Annotated in this window: 4 protein-coding genes; 2 read left to right on the top strand and 2 right to left on the bottom strand. The window is 49.6% G+C overall.

What is annotated here, in order from left to right; all coding sequences use genetic code 11:
* Positions 1 to 781 precede the first annotated feature (781 nt).
* Positions 782 to 1,642, bottom strand: a complete 861-nt coding sequence (locus tag COV46_00420) for a hypothetical protein (protein ID PIR18345.1) — start codon at positions 1,640 to 1,642, stop codon at positions 782 to 784.
* A 242-nt stretch (positions 1,643 to 1,884) separates the two neighbouring features.
* Here COV46_00420 and COV46_00415 point away from each other — a divergent pair, with 242 nt between their 5' ends.
* Both COV46_00415 and COV46_00410 read left to right on the top strand, forming a co-directional pair.
* Entirely contained in the window at positions 1,885 to 2,409 is a 525-nt protein-coding gene (locus COV46_00415) for a hypothetical protein (protein ID PIR18344.1), read from the top strand.
* 1 nt (position 2,410) lies between these two features.
* A complete protein-coding gene (locus COV46_00410; protein PIR18343.1) occupies positions 2,411 to 3,112 on the top strand; it encodes a hypothetical protein in 702 nt (233 codons plus the stop codon).
* A gap of 6 nt (positions 3,113 to 3,118) precedes the next feature.
* Here the strand turns inward: COV46_00410 and COV46_00405 are convergent, their stop codons facing one another.
* Positions 3,119 to 4,276, bottom strand: a complete 1,158-nt coding sequence (locus COV46_00405) for an acyl-CoA dehydrogenase (GenBank protein ID PIR18346.1) — start codon at positions 4,274 to 4,276, stop codon at positions 3,119 to 3,121.
* Positions 4,277 to 4,702 lie beyond the last annotated feature (426 nt).

Below are 4,702 nucleotides of genomic sequence, written 5' to 3'. Positions count from 1 at the left end.
CTGTCACCCTGTCCCGCAAATGACCCACTCATATCCGCGAAGAGCCTTAAAAAATTTGGCGTCTTTACTGCGACAAGCTCGCTCAGCCGCCAAATTTCAAAACCACTAAAAGTTTTTCTCCTTCATACGAAGACACGTCATCCCTCCTCGCCTTCGGCTCGTTGGGCCCGCAGAGTCTCCTCATCCCCCAACAGCCGCAGTCTCCTTTATTCAAGTGGGGCAATTCCATTCTTTGTCCAGCAAAAATAGCGGTGCATTCCGCTTTTACAATTTCCATAAAAATGACGAAACCGTGAAGACATCGATCGACTAGCTTGTTTCAAGGTGTCAATCTCACACCAACATCTTCCACTCTGCCTTAAAACCTTAAACCTCGCATTGAAGCTGTCATTGAAAGATAACAGGTCCCGGGTGCCATACCGGCTGAGAGGACAATGGCGTTCCCGACGAGCTGGAAGCGAGGAGGGATGACCGATAAGCCGTACGAGGTCAAAAAACATGTAAGCGGCTTTAAATTTTGGCGGCTGAGGGAGCTTGCCGCATCGAAGACGCCAAAATTCAGAGGTCAATTTAAACTTCACCCTTCGACAGGCTCCCGCCAAAAAACTCGGCGGGCAGGCAGGGTGAGCGGGATATAAAACACCAAAGCCGCACATGTTTTTTGGCCGAGAAGGCTTGTCGGTCAAGCTTGGCCTCTCAGCCGGCATGGCACCCAGGACCGCGATTTTCTAATGTCGTGGAATGGGTATGATGTTGGATTGGAGCTTTTCGGGTACGAAAGTTATTTCTTTCTGCGGGTTGCCGAGAAGCCGAGCAACGGTATCGCGAAGATCGCGAGGTCTATGAGCGTTCTGAATCCGTTGGCCGTGGCAGTGGGGTTTAGCGAGCAGTCTCCGCCGCTTCCGCCGGCAGTGACATTTTTCCCTTCGTCGGGATTTGCGTCACAGGCATCACCAATTGTATCTTCGTCTTCATCTTCCTGGTCCGGATTGACCACTAAGGGACAATTGTCGGTATCGTTCTTTATATCATCGCCGTCCATATCGTCATCGCACGCATCGCCTTCTCCGTCCTCATCGAAATCTGCCTGATCTTCATTTGCCAAGACTACGCAGTTGTCGACGTCATCGGCTATTCCATCTTCATCGGAATCGGGAATGTCACTGGGGATCGTCAACTCAACAAGGTTTGATGTACAAGAGGACGAAGAATCGTATTTATAGGTAATGTTTGTCTTTATTTTGTCGTCTTTCTTTAATCCATCCGGAAGGGAGCACAAGTATTCTGAGTCTCCCTTATCTTCACATGTGAGCCAGTTAGATTTTGCATCTGGTGTTACGGTTAGGACAAGAAAGTTTCCATCATCTTTCTTTCCAATGGTACCGGTATCAAGTGTAATATTCACTTTATATTTTGAATCCTGATATATCGGCGTCATGTGTACTTTCGCGTATTGTTCGGTTGTGCAGGTAAGGTCCAAAGTGTCAAGTTTGCCTTGCGTAGCCTCAAAACCCTGGCCAAGAACCATTTGTAGCTGGGTGGTTGCGGGTTCTGAACTTCCATACTCGCGCGCAAACCCGAACGTCTGTTTCCCTATCAATAGCGTTGCTATTACGGTAAATAGTGCTGTTATCTTTTTCATAAAAAATCCTCCTAGCCTTAGTTTAAGCAATATGCATGCCAAGTTTAATAAGAAGTCAACAGTTAGTGGTGAACAGTAAAACAGTAGTAGTATTAACTAGTTATATATAGAGACTATTCACTGTTTACTATTTACTGTTCACTGCCTTACGGTCTTTTCGGGGCCAAAACTCCCCGCTGGTGGGACTTATAATAAAGACAATACAATTGACTACTAGTCATTAAATATGTTATTATTAGGCCATGGATAAAAAGATAATGTTGGGGGCTTTTAAGGCCCTGGATGAAAAACTGAAGGTTCCCGCCAAGATTATAATCGGAGGCGGTGCGGCGATGATCCTTGCGCACGATATCCCTTTGAGCACTATGGATATAGACGGCCTTTTGGTCAGTTCCGCAATTGAGCCTGCCGAGCTAGACCCACTGGTTAAAAAGGTCGCTCAGGAACTAAAGATAAATCCGCACTGGTTCAACAGCTATTTTGGCACATTTACATACACCATACCCGCCGACTACGAAAAAAGACTTATTGATGTGTTCGGGGGGAAAAACCTTAAGGTCAGCGCTTTTGGGATCGAAGATCTTCTGATCATGAAGTGTTTTTCCGGGAGGGAGAAGGATATCGGCCATGCAAGGGCGCTTGCCCTCAAATGTAAGAACCTTAAGTTCGTCGATGACCACATTCAGGGTCTTGCCGACAAGGGGCTTCCGGGATCCAAGGAGGCGCTCGATTTTTTTGACGATGTGCGCGACAGGATAGGAAAATGATATGCCGAAAACACCGCCAACGACAGGTCATTTGAGCCGGTTGTATTTTGAACTTGCGCAAATCGGAGCTAATAGCGCGGGCGAAAAGCTTCCTTGGAATTTTGATCCCTCGTGCAAGGAAGAACTGCTGGCGATCGCCTGCGATATGTCCAGATACGACCCTAGACTTGTCGATATTGTGGTCGAGTATTTCGTCAGAAGCTGGGAAGATACCAACCCGGCAGCGCTACGAAGATACTATAAGGAAATGGACTGTCCGCAAACGGTTGCGGTTATCATGGAATTCTTTGTAACTGCGGTGACAGACAATGAAGCCGTCTATTTTGCACAGTATCTTACCTTAGGGCTTACAAGCGTTCCCACGCAATTCTACTTTCACGACCTTTATGCCATTGGAGGCAAGCTGGCAAAAAGGGCGTCGGAGGAAGGACTATATGAATATAAAAAGTGGGGATTCCTGGCGTGCGAGAGGCCGGTAGTCAATGCCCAGAACAAAGAAGCGTCAGGGACGTTCGATAACATAGCCCGAAGGAACATACTGAACAGGATATTGACCGAGAAGAGTGAAATATCTTTGAACGATTACCTTTCAGCCCTCAAATTCTCGATATCACGTCAGCAGGCGCTGCTTGATATAAAGGCGGCAGGCCTTACAAAAAAAGGTGATGCAGGAAGGTCGGTAAAATGGAAGTTGGCCGCCTAGAACAGATCACACATCATAACAGCCGATGGCGCGCGAGATGACGAGGCGCTGGATCTCGCTCGTCCCTTCGCCTATCTCTAGAAGCTTTGCATCGCGGTAGAACCTCGCAACCGGATACTCTTCCATGCATCCGTAGCCGCCGTGGATCTGTACCGCGTGGTTCGCTACCTCGTGCATCACCTCCGAGCAGTAGAGCTTTGCCATGGCCGCCTCTTTGGAGAATGGTTTGTGATTATCCTTTAGCCAGCAGGCCTTGTAGAGAAGGGAGCGGGCCGCCTCTATTTTGGTGGCGCAGTCGGCAAGCTTGAATGCGTTCACCTGAAATGTTGAGATGGGGCTTCCGAACTGTTTTCGCTGTTTTCCGTATTTAAGCGCCGCTTCGAACGCGCCCTGCGCGCCGCCAAGACCCATGGCCGCTATGGCAAGGCGACCGCTGTCGAGCGTTTCGAGCATCAGCTTAAAGCCGTCACCGCGTTTGCCTAAGAGATTTTCTTCCGGGACCTCAACATCAGAAAAATAGAGCTCAGCGGTGTTGGAGGCGCGCCATAACATCTTCTTGTGCATCGCCTTGGCGGTGAAACCTTTTGTTCCGGAATCGACGATTATGCACGACATCTCTTTTTTGCCGTCCCCGCGTTTTCCCGTGACCGTCTGAACCGTGACACCCGCGGTCATATCGTTCGCCGCGTTCGTAATGAATATCTTCGAGCCGTTGATCGTCCATTTTCCGCCCTTAAGTTCTGCATTGGTCTTGGTCCCGCCGGCGTCACTCCCTGCGTCGGGTTCTGTGAGGCCAAAACCCCACAATTTTTTCCCGGCACAAAGGTCCGGGAGATATTTTTGTTTCTGGGCCTCGCTGCCGAATCTAAAGATGGGGCCAATACCTAAAGAGTTCTCGGCCGCAACGGTTGCCGCCTGCGAACCGGAGACGCGGGCAAGTTCTTCTACGATTATGGCGTAGGAGAGATAATCCATTCCCTGACCGCCATATTTGGGGTCGACGGTTATGCCAAAAAGGCCGAGCTCGGCCATTTTCTTTGTGAGGTCGTATGAGAACTCCTCTTTAATATCGAGCTCTTCGCACTTTGGCGCTATCTCCCCCTCGGCGAACTCGCGCACCGATTGCCTTAACATTTCCTGTTCCTGCGTAAGATTAAGATCCATATTTTTCTCCTTTGCAGCACTTGACATATTGTCCGTTCCGCGACATTTGAGATAAGCGGGTGACTGGCTGTCCATTCAGCCGCGCTTGAGGGTTTTGCCTTTTCAGTCGTAAAACCTGTGTGGCTTTTAAACCATAAAATTTGGCGTCTTCACTGCGGCAAGCTCGCTCAGGCGCCAAATTTTGAAGCCACAACAGGTTTTACTCCCTCATACGGCAAACCCCTCATCGCTCGCGTACCGCTCGCGAACGCAAAGCGGCTTCATAGACAGCCAGTCACCCGCTTATCTCAAATGACAACTTCATTAAAAGGGATGCGCGTGTTTTGAAGGGGCGGGTGAGGTATGAGAGCGACGTCGCGGAGGGCACGGCATCGGCAGCCATTCCATAAACGCCGTGCCCGAGCGCCGAGGTGCCAGCTTCGCGGC

The organism is Deltaproteobacteria bacterium CG11_big_fil_rev_8_21_14_0_20_49_13 (assembly GCA_002796305.1).
Taxonomy (GTDB): Bacteria; UBA10199; UBA10199.
The sequence above is the reverse complement of the archived record's forward strand: the minus strand, read 5'-3'. Positions and strand labels throughout refer to the sequence as shown.

Coding starts and splice junctions, on each gene's coding strand:
- COV46_00405 (PIR18346.1), bottom strand. CDS start 4,276: ATGGATCTTAATCTTACGCAGGAACAGGAAATGTTAAGGCAATCGGTG.
- COV46_00420 (PIR18345.1), bottom strand. CDS start 1,642: ATGAAAAAGATAACAGCACTATTTACCGTAATAGCAACGCTATTGATA.
- COV46_00415 (PIR18344.1), top strand. CDS start 1,885: ATGGATAAAAAGATAATGTTGGGGGCTTTTAAGGCCCTGGATGAAAAA.
- COV46_00410 (PIR18343.1), top strand. CDS start 2,411: ATGCCGAAAACACCGCCAACGACAGGTCATTTGAGCCGGTTGTATTTT.